Below are 18,053 nucleotides of genomic sequence, written 5' to 3'. Positions count from 1 at the left end.
ACACTGTCCAGTTGGGTGACGGAACGTCATTCAGATAAAACGATACCATACACTGCATCACAGTGAGGTGCCTGAGGTCGCGGCAGAAACGTTCGATTGGATCGGGCGTAGATACATGAGGTCAGACGCCGACCCAGTGACAGCCTTTAAGGTGCCAGTATCCAGTTACCATCGGCAGTTCTGCAACGGCGTGTTCTGATATCCCGAGCCTGTTCCGCGCCTTCGGGCTGCACAATATGCTGGAGTATTACGCAATTATCCTGAACGCTGAGAACTCGGATCGTCCCTTTTGAGCCCGTATCCTGATTAAGCCATGCCCTCTCTTGCCCAACCGAGGGCGAGCCTGAGGACAACAACGCATTCGAGGTGGCGCTTAGCACTTGGAAATCCGCGGGGCTCAACCCCATTTCCGCGATGATTCGGGAAATCGATTTGGCCTGAGCGATTCCACTCGAACCCAGTAATAGAACGGTAACGAGCGCTGAATAAAAGAAGGCTTTCATTATGGGGCCTCGCCGATCTGAACAACTTTCACGCTCATAGATATACCTCTGTGGGTGTGTGGCCAAGCCCAACTTGGTCACCTTCAAATTATCCCGAACAAACCTATTGCAAGGCGGGTGCTAGGTCCCTCCGCCCGTTCGCCTCATATTACTCCAAGACGAACCAGAGGCATTTGATGACACATCCAAAATACTATGCACCTACAGGCGGTCACCCGGGGCAAGAGCAGTTATTGACTGACCGCGCCATGTTCACCGACGCCTATGCGGTTATCCCGAAAGGCACGATGCGCGACATCGTCACCAGCTTTCTTCCTTTCTGGGAAGGGACACGCCTGTGGGTTCTTTCGCGGCCTCTGAGTGGGTTTGCAGAGACATTCTCGCAATACATTATGGAGGTTCAGCCCAGTGGCGGCAGTGATACTCCGGAAACAGACCCAAACGCACAAGGTGTGATTTTTGTAGTCGAAGGCTCTGTAACCCTGACGTTGAACCAAGCGGAGCACGTACTTGAGACCGGAGGATATGCTTATATCCCACCCGGAAGTGACTGGGCCCTACACAATCGCGTCGATTCCGTTGCCCGGTTCCATTGGGTTCGCAAAGCCTATCAGGCCGTGCCCGGCCTGCCAGCCCCTGATCCGATCATCACCAACGAATGCGATGTGGCGCCCGTCGAGATGCCCGGCACCGAAGGGCGTTGGTCTACCACGCGTTTTACCGATCCGCATGACCTTCGGCATGATATGCATGTCAACATCGTCAATTTCGAGCCCGGTGGCGTAATCCCATTTGCAGAAACCCATGTGATGGAACACGGCCTGTATGTGCTGGAGGGCAAGGCGGTTTATCGACTCAATCAGGATTGGGTCGAGGTCGAGGCCGGAGATTATATGTGGCTGCGCGCTTTCTGCCCCCAAGCCTGTTATGCGGGTGGTCCGGGTCGGTTCCGATATCTGCTATATAAAGATGTAAATCGGCATATGCCTCTGTCGGTTCCCTCGCGATAGACGACCATAGCGTTAATGTCCGGTATAGGGGTTCACAGAATCGGTGGAATCTGATGAAATTACATAAGTTTTCAGCACTGGAGATTGTTCAATGTTACTGCGCGGTACGATGATTGCACTGGTTGCCACCCTTGGCCTTTCGGCGTTCAACGCCGAGCCGGTCGCAGCCAAGGAAGAAACCAAGTCCGTTTTCGTCATGAGCCGTACCTGGGCGGTGACGCAGGTCTCGGACGCGCCTGTGGTCTATCGGGCCACGCGGGACAACAACAATCTGAACCCCTTTGGCCCCCCGCCACGTCTGCGCACCATTCAGGCGATGGCTGCGATACAGCAGGCGACCGGATGCAAGGCGATCTATTCCAGCATGTATCAGAACATCTCGGGCCAGTTCTTTTCACAGGTCAGCTGCAACTGAAATTGGTACAATACTTTGATTGAGATCGCATGATCTGCCTGCCATAGCTTGCGCATGAAACTTGCGATCAACGGATTCGGCCGTATCGGCCGCACCATCCTGCGACAGGTCCTAGGCCCGTCGCAGCATTCGGATATCGAGCTGGTGCTGATCAACGATATCGCACCGCTCGAAACCTGCGCATATCTGTTCAAGTACGACAGCACATTCGGACCTTATCCAGGTTCGGTGGCAGCCGAAGGTGGAGCATTGAACATCGATGGCCGGATTGTTCCAATGTCCCACAGCGCAGATTTGGCAAAGGTCGATCTGTCCGGCGTCGATGTCATGCTCGATTGCACCGGCATCGCGCGCACATCGGATGTTGCCAGCCGGGGATTGACTGCCGGGGCGGGCAAAGTGCTGATTTCCGGCCCCTCACCTGCTGCCGAGGTCACGGTTGTACTGGGTGCAAACGAAGATCAATTGGGCAACGCACGGATCGTGTCGAATGCGTCATGCACCACGAATGGGCTGGCACCGCTCGTCAAACTGATTGATGAAATCGGCGGGCTTGTGTCCGGGCACATGACCACGATCCACTGCTATACAAACAGCCAGCCTATGGTCGATGCGCCACGCGGGGATCTGGCTCGTTCGCGCGCTGGTGCGTTGTCGATGGTGCCCACGACCTCAAGCGCCACACATCTGATCGATGTTGTGCTGCCAAATCTTGCCGGTCGCATTTCAGGGGCTGCGGTGCGTGTTCCCACGGCCAGCGTATCTGCTGTCGATCTTGTCGCCACCCTTGAACGGGGCAAGAGCGCGGATCAGTTCGACCAAGCGTTTCGCAACGCGGTCGCAGCTTCTGCCGTACTGGGCTGGACCGATCTGCCCTTGGTATCATCTGATTTGCGCTCCCGTCCTGAATCACTCGTTTTGGCCGGGCCCGAGACGCGTATGATCGGAGAGAACCAAATCAGGGTCTTTGGTTGGTATGACAATGAATGGGGGTTTTCGGCCCGCATGCTGGATGTCGCACGCTTGATGGCCGAAGCGGGGTGACCCGCAGCGCTGAGCCGCGCTGCGAGATTGCTCATAGGCCTCATTCGTGAGGCAGGCTGCCAGAGCCGTGACCGGCCATTCCGCCAGAAACTTCCTCGGTCGATTCTTCTGCCAGCTCTTCAGGCAGGACCAGGTTCAGCACGATAGCGATCAGCGCCGCTGGCAACAGGCCGCTTGTCATCAGAATGCGGAGCGTATCCGGCAGGTGCTGGACCGCACCAGGTTCCAGCTGCAACCCAAGACCAATCGACAGTGAGATCGCAAAGATCACCATGTTGCGGCGATTCCAATCCACGTCCGACAGCATCGAGATGCCTGCCGCAACCACCATGCCGAACATGACGATCACGCCGCCACCCAGCACTTCGATGGGTACAGTGCGAATGATCGCTCCGACCTTCGGCACGAGACCACACAGGATCAGGAACAAGGCCCCGCAGGTCACAACATGACGGCTCATGACGCCTGTCATCGCGATCAAGCCGACATTCTGGCTGAACGATGTATTCGGAAACCCACCGAACATACCGGCGAGCGCAGTTCCAAAACCATCGGCATATGTTGCACCTTCGATTTCTTTGTCTGTCGCCTCACGACCTGCACCACCCTTGGTGATCCCCGACACGTCACCGACGGTCTCAATGGCCGAGACGAAAGACATCAGACAGAATCCGATAATGGCCGCCAATGAGAACTCAAAGCCATATTTGAACGGGACTGGCAGTGCGAATGCAGAGGCCCGCGACCAGCTGTTGCCGATGGCTTCGAACGTCACCATGCCGACCATTAGGGCATAGACGTAGCCAACCGCCAATCCGACGAGTACGGCAGACACCGACAGCATACCACGCGCAAAGAACTTGAGGCCCAGCGTCACGACAACCACGACCAACGCCGCCGACCAGTTGAGCAGCGATCCGTATTCCGGAGTACCAATCGCAGGCACGCCACCAGCAGAATATTGAATGCCAACCTTGACCAGCGCCAAACCGATCATTGTCACGACAAGCCCGGTCACCAGCGGCGGAAGCGCAAAACGTATCTTGCCAATGAACAGGCCTAGAAAGGCGTGAAAAAGACCACCGATCAGGACGCCACCGAACAGTGCTGCCAAAGCATCCACACCCTTACCAGCGACAAGCGGGATCATGATGGGCAGAAAGGCAAAGCTTGTTCCCTGAACAATCGGCAGTGCCGCGCCAACTGGGCCCAGCGTCACAGTCTGCAACAAGGTTGCCAGACCCGCGAACAGCATCGACATTTGGATCAGGTAGAGCAGCTCAGGAAAATCAGGGGAATTGGATCCAAATCCAAACCCGGCGGCTCCGGCCACGATAATGGCCGGTGTGACGTTTGAAACAAACATCGCCAGCACATGCTGAATGCCCAGCGGTATCGCCTTGTGTAAGGCGGGCGTATAGTTCGGGTCCCGAAGTTGTTCGGGGGTCCCTATCGAAGTTTCGGCCATGATCTCATTGTCCTCCCTAAGATCCAATGGGGTTCTTACCGCTTCTTTGGCGGCTTCGTATTTGGATTCAGCGGTCGACCACCTCGTACGGAGTGCTGAACCAGTATTCTTCTAGATTTGGACCGTCCCCGATCCTATCGACGACCGCGAACAGGCCGGGCCCGTGCAGAGGAGTTAGAACCCCGTGCCAAGTGCCTCGGTGATAGTTCACAGCTTGCCCGGGGAGCGTGATGAAAGCCCTTGGTTGCCCGGGTTTTCCGCCCTCATCCGGTGCGACAATCACCAGAAAAGGCTGGTGAGTCATCGGAATAAAGGCCTGGCTGCCATCGGGATGACGCTCGACCATTTCCAGCCGGTAGGGCAATTCGCGCGGGTTGGCGTTAAACAGGCTAATACCGGCACGCGCGTTACCGAAATCCAGTCCAGCCCGGTCGTGATAACGGCCGCATTGGCCCTGATTGATCATTTTGTCAGGCTCACCTGAGATATCAATCAGATCGCCAAATGCCGCGAACGCTGCTGTCGAGATAGTTTCAGCAACAATCTGGGTCATGAAGGCAGCACATCGCGCAGACGGAATTCGGCGATCCGTTCGACCTGCCGGCATGCCTCGGCGAACTCGGTCTCGCGATCCTGTTCGATCCGCCGCTCAAATGCGCCCAGGATCGAGGCCTTGTTGTGGTCCCTAACGGCGATAATGAACGGAAAACCAAATTTTTCGGTGTAGCGCTGATTTAATTCGGTAAAGGTGGCTCTTTCGTCATCCGTCAGCGCATCGAGACCGGCCGAAGCCTGCTCAGACGTGCTTTCCTGTGTCAGCCGCTTGGCCTGCGCCAGTTTACCAGCAAGATCGGGGTGGGCCGTTAACACACCCAGCCGTTCCTCGTCCGAGGCGGACCGGAACATGCGGGTCAAAGCATTGTGCAATCCACCCGCTGTGTCATGTGCCGCGCCCAGTTCCAGACCATGTGCTCGCTCGGCGATCCATGCGGAATGCTCGAAGATACCTCCGTAAGCGGAGACAAATTCGTCGCGGCCCATCTGTGAGGGTTTTGGGCGCTCAGCCGGCGGGTGCATTTCAGCCCAATGTTCCGCAATCTGCAATCGCGTTGCAAACCACACATCCGAGAACCCGAGCGCGTAATCCAGAAACCGTTTCAGCGCCATGACGCGTCCCGGACGCCCGATCAAGCGACAATGAAGACCGATCGACAGCATCTTGGGTGCGCCAGCTTCGCCTTCTGCATAAAGCGCATCGAAGCTGTCTTTCAGATAAGAATAGAACTGATCCCCGGCGTTGAACCCCTGCGGTGTGGCAAAGCGCATATCGTTGCAATCCAGCGTGTAGGGAACAATTAACTGATCCCGGCCACCGGTTTGCATCCAGTATGGAAGATCGTCTGCATAGGTGTCCGCGACATAGGCAAAACCACCCTCTTCGGCGACCAGACGCACAGTGTTGTCCGAACAGCGCCCGGTGTACCAGCCACGCGGGCGATCCCCCACAACTTCGGTATGCAAGCGGATAGCTTTTGCAACCTGAGCCCGCTCTTCATCCTCGGGCATGTCCTTGTGCTCGACCCATTTCAGCCCGTGGCTGGCAATCTCCCACCCTGACGATTTCATTGCGGCCACCTGATCTGGCGAGCGCGCCAAAGCCGTCGCTACACCGTAGACAGTGATCGGCAGATCTTTCATCAACCGATGCAGGCGCCAGAACCCTGCCCGCGCGCCGTATTCATAGATCGATTCCATGTTCCAGTGACGCTGGCCCGGCCATTGCGCCGCCCCGACTATCTCGGACAAGAACGCCTCAGACGCAGCATCCCCATGCAGAACACAGTTTTCACCACCCTCTTCGTAGTTCAGCACGATCTGTACAGCCAGTTTCGCCCCGCCGGGCCATGCGGCGTCAGGCGGGTTGGCTCCATATCCGATCATATCGCGGGGGTAACGAGGCGGCTGCATAGGGTCTTCCAGTCCGATTAGGTGTTTTGACAGCTTTACCGCAGAAACGGTCCATTGATTATCAAATCAATCCGAACACTGTTTCCAGTTCTTTCGGCATTTCAACCATTTTGCTGTTTGGCCCAGACTGTGGCACACCAAAAGAAACACATAGGAGAGACCCTTGGCTGGCTATCTGACGACCCATGTTCTGGACACGGCACGCGGCTGCCCCGCTGAGGGGTTGAAAATCTCTCTTTACGAAGTGTCGGGAGATTCTCATCGCAAACTGGCTGAGATGGAAACCAACGAGGATGGTCGCACCAACAGTCCGATCCTACCGCAGGACGACTTCAAAACCGGCACGTATGAACTGATTTTCTTTGCTGGCGATTACCTACGCGCGACGGGCCAGGACGGCGATGATCCTCTGTTTCTGGATCAGGTGCCTATCCGCTTTGGTATGTCCGACCCGTATGCCCACTACCATGTGCCGCTGCTTCTATCCCCTTATGGGTATTCGACCTATCGGGGCAGCTAGACCTAGATTTCGGCGCTGCGGACCACCTTGCCGACACGATCAATCATGAAATCCATAAACAGCCGTGCCTTGGGATCTTGGTGGCGGCGATGGGTATACAGGCAAGCCATTTGAACCGGCACCGGTGGCGTTTGCGTCGCCACCGGGATCAATCGTCCTGCCTTCAGATGTTCGGACACCTCAAAGACAGGTTTCATAGCAATTCCCTGCCCTGACAACGCCCAATCGGTTAAAACATCGCCATCGTCGCACTCATAGCGGCCTGAAACAGCGAACCGCTTCGGGCCATCGGGCGTTTCCAGCATCCACTGAAACTCTGCCGCTCCGGGGAAGCGTAGGTTCAAACACTCATGTTTGCCTGAAATCAGATCCGTCCCAGATTCGGGCATCCCACAACGGCTCACGTAACCAGGGGCCGCGCATAGCACGCGCTGACAATCCGCGATCTTGCGAATGCGCAATGTGCTGTCTTCGGGCTGACCGATGAAAAAGGCCAGATCCAACCCTTCGGTGGTTAGGTCGACAGAGCGGTCTGTCAGCCTTAGACGCACATCAATCTCAGGGTATTCTGACAGAAAATCAGGCACATGAGGTGCCAGAAGACGGCGCCCGACACCCAGGGGCGCTGCGACGAACAGCGACCCGCGCGGCGCTTCGGTCAGATGTGTGACTTGCGCTTCTGCCTCATCCACCGCATCCAGAACTGCAACTGCACCGGGGTAAAATGCACGCCCTTGCTCAGTCGGGGTCAAGTTGCGTGTGGTTCGCTGGAACAGACGAACCCCAAGGTGATCTTCTAACTGCGAAATCCGCGCTGACGTCACCGCAGGTGAGATTCGCATATCGCGTCCGGCGGCTGACATACTGCCTAGATCATAAACCCGTACAAAGGTTCGAATGTTGTCGAGATAGGACATCTTATCGTTTTTTTTGATACAGTTTGACAATATACGGGAATACCGAAGAAAAGCCCGTTTGCCTAGTGTGGCGATAACTTATCGGAGACCTCATCAATGTACGACTTCGCCGTGTTCTGGGATTGGATTGGTTTTGGCGTGCGCTGGCTGCACGTCATCACTGCGATCGCCTGGATCGGATCATCCTTCTATTTCATCGCGCTGGACCTTGGCCTGAACCGCGATATTCCCGGCCCGGCGGACGGCGAGGAATGGCAAGTCCATGGCGGTGGCTTTTATCACATCCAGAAATATCTTGTCGCGCCGGAGCGCATGCCTGACCACCTGACCTGGTTCAAATGGGAAAGCTACGCGACTTGGCTGAGCGGCGCCGCGCTTTTAATGATCGTCTACTGGGTTGGCGGCGAGCTTTACCTGATCGATGCGCATAAAGCTGATCTGGCGCTGTGGCAGGGCATCCTGATCTCGGCTGCGTCGCTGACGATTGGCTGGCTGGTCTATGATTTTCTGTGCAAGTCGGGTCTCGGTGAACGCCCGACGCTGCTGATGGTTCTGTTGTTTGTCCTGCTGGTGGCCATGGGCTGGGGTTATAACCAAATCTTCACCGGCCGTGCGATGATGCTGCATCTGGGGGCTTTCACGGCCACGATCATGACGGCGAATGTGTTCTTCATAATTATGCCAAATCAGCGCATTGTTGTGGATGATCTCAAAAACGGACGTACGCCTGATCCCAAGTACGGCAAAATCGCCAAACTGCGTTCGACTCACAACAACTATCTGACCTTGCCCGTTGTGTTCCTGATGCTGTCGAACCACTACCCGCTGGCCTTTGCCACCGAGTACAATTGGATCATCGCCGCGTTGGTCTTTTTGATGGGCGTCACCATTCGCCACTATTTCAACACCCGCCATGCGCGCGCCGGTAATCCAACCTGGACCTGGCTGGTGACTGCACTGCTGTTCATGGCCATCATGTGGCTGTCGACCGCTTCCATGCACGACCCGTTGGAAGAGACTGAAGCGCAACAGCTTACACCATATGAACAGAAATTTGCAGCGGCGGATGGCTTTGAAGAAGCGCACGACATTGTTTTGGGGCGCTGTTCCATGTGCCACGCGCGTGAGCCTGTCTGGGAAGGCATCCTGTGGGCACCCAAAGGTGTGTTGCTGGAAACCGAGGCCGACATTGCGCGGAACGCGCAGCAGATATATCTGCAATCCGGCGTCACCCACGCAATGCCCCCCGCAAACGTCACTTACATGGAGCCCGAAGATCGCGACGCAATCATTAGGTGGTTCCGAAATGCCGATCTGTGAGAAATTGGGACACGGTCGAGCCAATAATAGCAACTGAGTTTGGTTTAGTTCTTCCCCTTGGCGTCGCCAAATGCTCTAAATGAATTCAACAAGCCGCATTTCTATTGTTTCGCGGCCATAGTGATTTCGACTTGGGGCAGTTGGAGCCAGACAATGATAGGGAGCAGACCGCGCAGCGTTCTGAGAAGCTGGTTTTTTTGCGCCCTTTTGGCATTGTCTCCCAATCTTGCATCCGCGCTGGAAACCACCCTCTCCGCTACCGGCGCATCTAAAGATCTGATTGACCGACTGGAAGAGACCTCATCGGTTTTTACCTCAGAATCGCGTGGACTGGATACGTCGCTGGAAATCCTGTCGGCTGCTCTGTCCGACTACCGCACCATCGTTCAAATCATGTATGATGAAGGGTATTTCAGCCCCGTTGTCAGCATCAAGTTAGACGGGCAGGAAGCTGCAAATATCAACTCTTTGAATGTTCCGACCCAGTTCAAACGTGCAACGATATTGGTCAACTCAGGGCCGAAGTTCAAATTTGGCACGGCTGTCGTTCAACCATTGGCACCAGAAACCGTGCTACCCGAGGAATTTGCCATAGGCAAAACGGCCACCACCGGAGCAATCCAGCAAGCAGCATCCGCAGGGGTCCAAGGCTGGCGCGATACGGGCCACGCAAAGGCAGAGGTGTCGGACCAAAAAGTAATCGCGCGACATGCGCAGGCACGACTGGATGCCACAATTGATCTGGCACCGGGGCCAAGGCTGCGGTTCGGCAAAATGAACATCCAAGGCGACACTAACGTTCGCCATCGGTCGATCGAAAAAATTGCAGGCTTTCCCTCGGGTGAAATTTATTCGCCAGAACAGGTGCAAAAAGTTGGAACCCGGCTGCGGCGCACCGGCACGTTCAGCACGGTCTCTATAAAGGAACATGATGAGCCCAACCCGGACGGCACATTGGATTTCGATGCCACATTCGAAGATCTTCCCCCTCGTCGGCTGACTTTCGGGGCCGAGATCGCCTCGCGCGATGGGCTGGATTTAACTGCCACGTGGACCCATCGGAATGTTTTCCGGCGGGCAGAGCGGTTAAGGTTTGAGGCTGCGATCCGCAACATTGGCGGCGCCGAGGATATCGACGGGCGCATTGGCCTGCGTTTGGATCAACCAGACCGGCTCGGCCCAGATGACAATACATTCTGGAGCGCACTGCTGGAACGGCGAAATACCGAGAATTATAACGTCACTATCGCCTCGCTTGCCTATGGTGCCCGCCGCACTTTTTCGGACCGTCTTTATGCCGAAGCCTCAGCCGGTTTCCAATGGTCAGACGCGGATGACGCCTATGGCGATGGCCGCAAGTTCCGGTACTTCATCCTGCCCTTCCGGTCTGAATGGGATGAACGGGATAGCAAGGTCAGCGCCACGCGTGGCTACTACCTGGATTCGCAGGTAATGCCCTTTGTCGGGTTCTCTGGTTCTGACACTGGCCTGAGGATGTTTTTTGACGGGCGTTACTATAACGACATAGGCACAGGCGGCCGGTTGGTGCTCGCCGGGCGCGTTCAACTTGGATCAGTCCTTGGCCCGCCGCCAGACGGTGTGACGCCGGATTTCCTGTTCTTCTCGGGCGGCGCGGGAACGGTACGCGGTCAGCCCTATGAAAGCCTCGGCATCCCAGTCGGGGACGGTGTTGCCGGCGGTAAGTCCTTTCTGGGACTGTCAGCTGAAGTTCGTGGCAAAGTCACCGACACAATCTCGTTGGTCGGCTTCTATGACTATGGCGTCGTCGACACGTCCTCATTCATCGGCAGCGGCGCGGAAGAGCATTCTGGCGCCGGGCTAGGTATTCGCTATGATCTGGGCGGTTTCGGGCCGTTGCGCTTTGACCTGGCCGTACCAGTTCAGGGTGACACGGGCGATGGGCTGCAGTTCTACATCGGGATCGGGCAGGCTTTCTAATGCGTCGCTTTGTATATCCTCTGTTGCTGAGTTCAGCAGTGACCGTCGTCCCCCCGGCAGCGACCGCGCAGGACGAAGGCGGCAGCATGATTGAACGGTTCCTGCAGGATACCCTATCAGGTGACGATCAAAATGTGCGGGTGATTGGTCTGGAAGGCGCGCTGAGTTCACGAGCGACGATTCAGGAAATTACCGTCGCCGATGACGAAAGTGTCTGGCTGACCATCAAAAATGCTGAGCTGGATTGGAACCGGCTGGCGTTGCTGCGGGGTCGATTCTCAGTCAATACATTGTCGGCGCAGGAGATTGACATCGCCCGTGCCCCGGGCACGACGACTAAGGACACGCCGCCGCCTTCAGCCGAGACCCAACCCTTTCAACTGCCCGAGCTTCCGGTTTCCATCGAAATCGGCGAGCTTCGGGTCGATGATTTGTCTTTGGGTGAGCCATTGATCGGCGTTGCGGCTGATCTTGCCGTGAATGGTAACCTCTCGCTGGCGGACGGAACGCTGGATACAACGCTGGATATCGACCGGCTGGATCGAGCGGGTGATACGATTGATCTTAAAGCCGGATTCCAGAACGATAACAGCCAGATCGACCTGGACCTCACCGTCGCCGAAGCCTCGGGCGGGTTGATCGCAACGGCCCTGTCCATCCCCGATGCCCCGCCGCTAAAACTGACCGCAAAAGGTTCGGGGCCGGTATCAGATTTCAACGCCGATATCGGGCTGAGCAGCGATCAACAGCTTCGCGTATCTGGCCAAGTTCGACTGCGGACAGCCGAAGAGAATGGCACTGCATCCGATGGGATTGCATTTACTGCCGATGTCGGCGGCGACCTGACTCCGTTCCTGGCCCAAGAGATGGACACGTTTTTTGGCACAGACACGAGGCTTTTCGTGGACGGGCGCACCCATTCCGATGGCGCGCTGGACATCTCGGACATTGAGATCACCTCAGAAGCATTGGAACTGAAAAGCGAGGTGAGCCTTGCCTCGGGCGGTGCATTGCAACTGGTTGCCCTTCAAGGCCGCATCACGCCACCAGAAGGCGACAAAGTTGTTCTGCCCGTCAGTGGCGGCGACACGTCCATTGGCGCGGCGCAGATTTCGGCCTTGTACAACTCCAAAAACGGTAACTATTGGGATCTGAGCCTGACAACTGACAACGTTGAGACCCCCAATCTGAATATTGATCACGCCAGAATTACTGGGCAGGGCACCTTGGATCAGTCCAGCGGCTTATCGATGAATGGAGACGTCCAGGCCGTGCTTGATGGCATCGATTTGACTGACCCAGCGCTGAAAGCTGCCGTTGGGGATCAGATCACGCTGGATGGACGGTTCGATTATGGCAGTGACCAGTCCTTACAACTGACCGGTTTCGAACTGGTTGGCAGCGACTATACCCTTGAAACCGATGCCGTGATCAGCGGGCTTGAGACAGGGTTGCAGGTTGATGGCGCGGCACTGCTGCAGGCCACCGACCTATCGAGGTTTTCGAACCTCGCACAGCTGCAGCTAGGTGGCGAAGCTTCGATCAAAGTTGAAGGCAAAGGCTCACCGCTGGAACGCAGCTTTGATGGCAAGCTAACAGTAAACGGGCGCGATTTGGTTACTGGCCGCGACGATATCGACCCAATGATCACCGGTGAAACCGACATTGTGTTAGATGCCAAACGCGGAACCGATGGCGTGTCCATACGGGAGCTTTCGATCAGTGGTGATGCACTGACTGCTCAGGCCAGCGGTACGGTCACGACCCTTAATGGCAACATGACGATCGATGGGCAGGCCAACGTCAACGCCCCCGATCTGAAGGTATTCTCGGGCCTCGCTAAGCGTGATCTCTCCGGTGCGGTGCAGGCCCGGCTGGATGGCAACGGCACCGTACAAACACTGGAGTTTGACGGCCAGGCCAGCGTTATCGGTACAAATATCGAAACAGGGATGATTGAGTTCGATCCGCTGTTGAGAGGCCGGGTATCGATCAATCTGGACGGCGCACATTCCGGCGATCAGGTCGTCGTCCGAAATGCTACAATCAAAAGCGCCGCGTTGACCGCCGAGGTCGGTGCTACGATTAATGATCCTATCGGCGACATTGCCGTAGACGGCAGTGCCAAGGTAACGGCACCGGATTTGTCAGTGTTCTCAGGCCTCGTCGGGCGCGACCTGACGGGATCAATCAATGCTGATGTCACAGGCAGAGCCGCGCAAGGTAGCAAGACTTTTGAGATCATTGGCAACCTCAGCGCGGATGATCTTGGAACAGGTATAAACGTGATTGATGCGCTTGTTCAGGGCAGAACAACGCTAAACGTGGATGCCGCAAACGACGATCAAGGTCTTAACATCCGCACGTTCAATCTGAACGGAACAGCGCTGACTGCAGATGCATCGGGACGATTGGACCGTGAAGCAGGTGGCCTGAATTTCTCGGCCATGCTGGACAATGTGGGTCGGGTCTCGCCTACTCTGTCCGGCCCGCTAGAACTTGATGGCAATGTCGCCCCGACCGGGTCTGGCCTTGAGGGCAACGCCCGCTTGCAAGGACCTGAGAGCTCTTATGCCGACTTGTCGGGAACCGTTGACACCAATGGTTCAGCCGACTTTGATTTTGAGGCCAAGATCAATCGGCTCGAACGTCTGATCCCCGATTTCCCTGGAACCCTGTCTGCCAATGGAAATGCTCGTCGGGATGCAGGCAAGTGGACTATCGACGCCAAAGCCGACGGCCCCGCCGAGATTAACACTACGGTCGCGGGTACCTTTGATGAAAGTAGCGGCGAGGCAGACTTGAAGATGCAAGGCGGTATCAACATAGGTATCGCCAATGCGTTTATTTCACCCAATAGCCTGGCAGGTAAAGCTCGGTTCGATCTAGCCCTGAAAGGGGCGCCTGCACTGGATGCGCTCAGCGGAACGATTTCAACATCCGGCGCATCAATGGCGCTGCCAGATGTGGGGCAAACGATCACCGATATCGGCGGAACGGTCAACATCGCGCAAAGCCGTGCAACTGTTGCACTGCAGGGTGGCCTGCGGGCAGGAGGAGGCTTCACCGTCAATGGCCCGATCAATCTGACCTCGCCCTTCAACACTCAGATCACCACGAAGCTCAATAATCTCGTTCTGACAGACAGGCTTTTGTATGAGACCACATTGAACGGCCAGATTGCCCTGACCGGGGCATTGGCTGGAAACAGTGCTCTGGCCGGTCAGATAAACTTTGGTGAAACTAACATAAACCTTGCCGCAGCGGCAGGCGCAGTTGGCGCAGCACCAATCCCAACAATCGACCATATTAACGAAAGCCGTGCCGGTTTTGTGACGCGGGAACGTGCCAATCTGGTCGAAACCGAAGACAAAGCCAAAAGCAACTCGCGCATGTCATTGGACATCGGCCTGCTTGCCCCCAAAGCCGTGTTTGTTCGAGGCCGAGGTGTCAACGCCGAATTGGGAGGGCGCATTCAGATTGGCGGAACCACCACATCCGTCGTCCCATCGGGTCAGATCGAATTGATCCGGGGTAACATCGACATTCTGGGCCGTCGTCTTGCGCTGACCAAGGGTCTGGTGACACTGCAAGGCGACCTGACCCCCTATATCGAGTTTGAATCTTCGACCAGCACCTCGGACGGTACAGCCACCATTGAGATCGCAGGTCCTCTGGATTCGCCCGAAGTGGACGTGTTCTCAGACCCCGAACGCCCGACCGAAGAAGCACTGGCAATGCTGCTGTTCGGCAACCGTTTTTCGGAGTTGTCGCCTTTTGTGATCGCCCAGATGGCAGCTTCACTAGCCCAACTCAGCGGCGCGGGTGGGGATGCAACCAAGGGCGTGCGCGAGGCTACGGGGCTTGACACTGTAGACCTTGGCGCAACGGAAGGCGGCGGTGGCAGCCTTGGGGCAGGCGCATATCTAAGCGACAACCTCTATACCGATTTCACCGTCAATACCGAGGGCGATACCGAAGTGAATTTGAACCTGGACGTCACCGACAGCTTTACGGTGCGTGGTACGGTGGATGGCCGGGGTGAGACGGGGTTGGGTATATTCTTCGAACGGGATTACTGATCACAAAAAAGGGCGACCTCAAATGAGCCGCCCTTTCTAAGAGTACGTGAAGTTTATTCCGCCGCGATGGCGTCTTCGATCTTTTCGACACGAATGGCCGAGAATTTAAACTCGGGGATCTTGCCGTATGGGTCGATGGCCGAGTTGGTCAGGATATTCGCCGCCGCCTCGACATAGGCGAATGGTATAAACACCATATCCTCGGCAATCGCTCGGTCAGCTCGCACCATGATTTCAATCGAACCGCGGCGAGTAGTCAGACGGATCATCTCGCCCGGCTCAATCCCCATCAGTTTCAACGTACGCGGGTTCATCGAGCAGTTCGCTTCAGGTTCTACGGCGTCCAAAACAGTGGCCCGGCGGGTCATCGACCCAGTGTGCCAGTGTTCCAGCTGCCGGCCCGTGGTGGCGATCATCGGGTACTCGTCATCCGGCGCCTCATCCGGCGGAATGACGCTGGCCGGGGTGAACCGGGCCCGACCATCTGCGCGCGGGAACCCGTCGCCGAACACGATGGCCTGTCCCGGATCGGTTTCGCTGAGCGAGGGATAGGTGATGGTCTCGGTCTCCAACCTTTCCCAAGTGATATTGTCGAGCGAGGCCATGGTCAGCTTCATCTCGGCAAAGACCTGGGACACATCCGTGTACTCCCAGTTCAGACCTATGCGCTGCGCAAGCTCGACAGTGATCTTCCAATCCTCGCGCGCCTCACCCGGAGGCGTCACAGCAGGACGCACACGTTGTACCTGACGGTTGGTGTTGGACACGGTTCCGTTCTTCTCATAGAGCGCCGAGGCGGGCAGGATGATGTCGGCATAGTTCGCCGTTTCGGTCAGGAAGATATCCTGCACGATCATCAGCTCCAGCTTGGCCAGAGCATCACGCGCGTGGCCTACATCCGGGTCAGACATGGCAGGGTTTTCACCCTGAATGTACATACCTTTGATGTTGCCCGCATAGGCCTGATCGATGATCTCGGTTACCGTCAGGCCCTTCTCGTTCGAGAAGTCGCGTTCATCGTTCCAAACATTGTTGAACTTGGCCCGGATGCTGTCATCGGTGACTGACTGATAATCCGGCAGGAACATCGGGATCAGACCCGCATCTGAGGCGCCCTGAACGTTGTTCTGACCCCGCAACGGGTGAAGACCCGCGCCCGGCTTGCCAACGTTACCGGTCATCAAGGCCAGCGAGATCAGGCAGCGCGAATTATCGGTTCCGTGGATGTGCTGGCTGACGCCCATACCCCAGAAGATCAGACCGGCCTTGGCTTGTGCAAAGGTGCGCGCCACTCGGCGCAGTTGATCCGGTTCAATACCACAGATCGGCGACATCGCCTCGGGCGTGAACTGGCGCAGATGCTCTTTCTCGGCTTCCCAGTTCTCAGTCCAGCGGTGGATATACTGGCTGTCGTATAGTTCCTCTTCCACAATCACATTCATGATCGCGTTGAGCATCGAGACATCCGCTCCCGGACGGAATTGCAGCATTTCATCGGCAAATTTGCGCATGCCGACGCCGCGTGGGTCCATCACGATCAACTTGCCGCCGCGTTTGGTGAACTGCTTGAAATAAGTCGCGGCTACGGGGTGGTTCTCGATCGGGTTGGCCCCGATGATGATCGCCACATCCGCGTTTTCGATCTCGTTGAAGGTCGCAGTAACAGCGCCGGAGCCGACGTTTTCGATCAGGGCCGCAACCGACGACGCATGGCACAGGCGGGTGCAGTGGTCGACATTGTTGTGGCGGAAACCCTGACGGATGAACTTCTGGAACAGATACGCCTCTTCATTGGTGCACTTGGCCGAACCAAAGCCCGCAACGCTGCGCGGGTCTTCCTCGCGCAGGGCTTTCAACTTGGTGGCGGCCAGATCCATCGCCTCTTCCCAAGTCGCTTCGCGGAAATGAGTTGATAGGTTGCCGGGATCGACATTCAGGCCCTTCTCAGGCGCATCTTCACGACGGATCAGCGGCTTGGTCAGGCGATGCGGATGGTGGATGTAGTCGAAACCAAAGCGGCCTTTGACGCACAGACGGCCTTCGTTTGCGGGACCGTTGATGCCCTCGACATATTTGACCTTGCCGTCTTTGACCTTCAGCGAGACCTTACAGCCGACGCCGCAGAACGGGCAGACGCTTTCGGTTTCACTGTCGTAATCCTTGCTGTCACCCTGCTGGTTCTCATCCAGAATAGTGGCGGGCATCAAGGCACCGGTCGGGCAGGCCTGCACGCATTCACCACAAGCCACACAGGTCGAAGCACCCATCGGGTCGTTCTGGTCGAACACCACCTGCGCTGTGTGGCCACGTCCGGCCATACCAATCACGTCGTTGACCTGCACGTCGCGGCAGGCCCGGACGCAGAGGTTGCAGTTGATGCAAGCGTCCAGATTGACGCGCATCGCAACGTGGCTGTCATCCAACAGCGGGATTTTCTCGGCCTCTTTCGCCGGGAAACGGCTGTCGCTGACATGGTTCAGCTTGGCCATATCCCAGAAGTGGCTGGAGGTGTCGTGTGCTTCCTCAGGCTGATCCGCGACCAACAGCTCCATGACCATGGCGCGCGATTTCTCGGCCCGATCACTGTCGGTCTTCACGACCATACCGTCCGCCGCCGGGCGGATGCAGGAGGCAACCAGCGTGCGCTCGCCTTCCACCTCGACCATGCAGGCACGGCAATTGCCGTCGGGTTTGTAACCGGGTTGCGGCTTGTGACACAGGTGCGGGATTGTGAACCCCTGCCCCTTGGCGGCTTCCCAGATGGTCCAGCCCTCGGGCACGGTGACATCTTCGCCATTCAGGTTGAAGGTGACGGTCTTGTTTGGGCTTGCATCAAGCATGGCTGTC

At 56.7% G+C, this 18,053-nt stretch carries 13 protein-coding genes; 7 read left to right on the top strand and 6 right to left on the bottom strand.

The window, feature by feature from the left end; genetic code table 11:
* Nucleotides 1-146 precede the first annotated feature (146 nt).
* Nucleotides 147-503 carry a hypothetical protein gene (locus ACR0MQ_RS16000; protein ID WP_170545540.1) on the bottom strand — a complete coding sequence of 119 codons (357 nt, stop codon included), beginning with the start codon at nucleotides 501-503 and terminating at the stop codon, nucleotides 147-149.
* A 176-nt stretch (nucleotides 504-679) separates the two neighbouring features.
* On the opposite strand from ACR0MQ_RS16000, the gene ACR0MQ_RS15995 reads away from it, so the two are divergent.
* From ACR0MQ_RS15995 to ACR0MQ_RS15985, 3 genes are all read left to right on the top strand, one after another.
* Complete coding sequence (locus ACR0MQ_RS15995) at nucleotides 680-1,513, top strand: bifunctional allantoicase/(S)-ureidoglycine aminohydrolase (RefSeq protein WP_170774868.1); 834 nt, start codon at nucleotides 680-682, stop codon at nucleotides 1,511-1,513.
* Between the two features lie 91 nt (nucleotides 1,514-1,604).
* Entirely contained in the window at nucleotides 1,605-1,928 is a 324-nt protein-coding gene (locus ACR0MQ_RS15990) for a hypothetical protein (RefSeq protein ID WP_010438086.1), read from the top strand.
* A 54-nt stretch (nucleotides 1,929-1,982) separates the two neighbouring features.
* Nucleotides 1,983-2,972: a glyceraldehyde 3-phosphate dehydrogenase NAD-binding domain-containing protein gene (locus tag ACR0MQ_RS15985; protein ID WP_170774870.1), complete on the top strand. Its 990-nt coding sequence runs from the start codon at nucleotides 1,983-1,985 to the stop codon at nucleotides 2,970-2,972.
* A gap of 40 nt (nucleotides 2,973-3,012) precedes the next feature.
* Here the strand turns inward: ACR0MQ_RS15985 and ACR0MQ_RS15980 are convergent, their stop codons facing one another.
* The 3 genes from ACR0MQ_RS15980 to puuE all read right to left on the bottom strand — a co-directional run bounded on the left by ACR0MQ_RS15980 (nucleotide 3,013) and on the right by puuE (nucleotide 6,408).
* Complete coding sequence (locus tag ACR0MQ_RS15980; RefSeq protein ID WP_170774872.1) at nucleotides 3,013-4,440, bottom strand: nucleobase:cation symporter-2 family protein; 1,428 nt, start codon at nucleotides 4,438-4,440, stop codon at nucleotides 3,013-3,015.
* A 67-nt stretch (nucleotides 4,441-4,507) separates the two neighbouring features.
* Nucleotides 4,508-4,993, bottom strand: a complete 486-nt coding sequence (locus ACR0MQ_RS15975) for an ureidoglycolate lyase (RefSeq protein ID WP_170477437.1) — start codon at nucleotides 4,991-4,993, stop codon at nucleotides 4,508-4,510.
* Nucleotides 4,990-6,408, bottom strand: coding sequence for an allantoinase PuuE (gene puuE, locus ACR0MQ_RS15970; RefSeq protein WP_170774876.1), 1,419 nt, complete (start codon nucleotides 6,406-6,408; stop codon nucleotides 4,990-4,992). The genes ACR0MQ_RS15975 and puuE overlap by 4 nt, the downstream gene beginning before the upstream one ends.
* A gap of 163 nt (nucleotides 6,409-6,571) precedes the next feature.
* On the opposite strand from puuE, the gene uraH reads away from it, so the two are divergent.
* Entirely contained in the window at nucleotides 6,572-6,928 is a 357-nt protein-coding gene (gene uraH, locus ACR0MQ_RS15965; protein ID WP_480609308.1) for a hydroxyisourate hydrolase, read from the top strand.
* 2 nt (nucleotides 6,929-6,930) lie between these two features.
* Here uraH and ACR0MQ_RS15960 read toward each other — a convergent pair whose 3' ends face one another.
* Complete coding sequence (locus ACR0MQ_RS15960) at nucleotides 6,931-7,845, bottom strand: LysR family transcriptional regulator (protein WP_480609306.1); 915 nt, start codon at nucleotides 7,843-7,845, stop codon at nucleotides 6,931-6,933.
* 96 nt (nucleotides 7,846-7,941) lie between these two features.
* On the opposite strand from ACR0MQ_RS15960, the gene ACR0MQ_RS15955 reads away from it, so the two are divergent.
* The 3 genes from ACR0MQ_RS15955 to ACR0MQ_RS15945 all read left to right on the top strand — a co-directional run bounded on the left by ACR0MQ_RS15955 (nucleotide 7,942) and on the right by ACR0MQ_RS15945 (nucleotide 15,206).
* On the top strand, nucleotides 7,942-9,165 hold the full coding sequence (locus ACR0MQ_RS15955) for a urate hydroxylase PuuD (protein ID WP_480609304.1): 1,224 nt from the start codon (nucleotides 7,942-7,944) through the stop codon (nucleotides 9,163-9,165).
* A gap of 153 nt (nucleotides 9,166-9,318) precedes the next feature.
* A complete protein-coding gene (locus ACR0MQ_RS15950; protein ID WP_480609302.1) occupies nucleotides 9,319-11,124 on the top strand; it encodes an autotransporter assembly complex protein TamA in 1,806 nt (601 codons plus the stop codon).
* A gap of 38 nt (nucleotides 11,125-11,162) precedes the next feature.
* Nucleotides 11,163-15,206 (top strand): translocation/assembly module TamB domain-containing protein, encoded by a 4,044-nt coding sequence (locus tag ACR0MQ_RS15945; protein WP_480609300.1) that lies wholly within the window; start codon nucleotides 11,163-11,165, stop codon nucleotides 15,204-15,206.
* Nucleotides 15,207-15,259: 53 nt separating this feature from the next.
* Here the strand turns inward: ACR0MQ_RS15945 and fdhF are convergent, their stop codons facing one another.
* Nucleotides 15,260-18,046, bottom strand: a complete 2,787-nt coding sequence (fdhF, locus tag ACR0MQ_RS15940; RefSeq protein ID WP_480609298.1) for a formate dehydrogenase subunit alpha — start codon at nucleotides 18,044-18,046, stop codon at nucleotides 15,260-15,262.
* Nucleotides 18,047-18,053 lie beyond the last annotated feature (7 nt).

This window comes from Ruegeria sp. AN6, from assembly GCF_056540425.1.
Note: the sequence above shows the minus strand (reverse complement) of the source record. Positions and strands in the feature narration are given on the sequence as shown.